The sequence below is a fragment of the Streptococcus sp. SS-4456 genome (assembly GCF_036680365.1).
Taxonomy (GTDB): domain Bacteria; phylum Bacillota; class Bacilli; order Lactobacillales; family Streptococcaceae; genus Streptococcus.
Genome location: NZ_JAVIHI010000124.1, coordinates 1 through 243 on the forward strand (window position 1 = coordinate 1; position 243 = coordinate 243).

General features: G+C 32.5%; 1 protein-coding gene. It reads right to left on the reverse strand.

Translation table 11 applies throughout. From position 1 onward, the window contains the following. Window positions 1-163: 163 nt before the first annotated feature. Window positions 164-243: DUF5945 family protein (locus RFK25_RS11685; RefSeq protein WP_332413574.1), on the reverse strand; the 80-nt coding region annotated here is incomplete at its 5' end.

Sequence of the window (243 nt, forward strand, 5' to 3'; positions counted from 1 at the left end):
GAGACATAATGAATCCTCCAGTTTGTTTTTTATAACAGTATACTGGAGTAAGGAATGAGTGGATAGATACCTTGTTATTGGGCGGTTACGTTTTTTCTTTTGAAAAAATTTCATTATATTCTCCTTCAATTGTAAAAAGGTAGCCCGCATAGGACTACCTGACTTATAAATCATCAATGGCTACTGAAATAGCCTGCAACTTTTTATTTTGGATTTTCTTTTCATCAATCAATTGATGAAGTT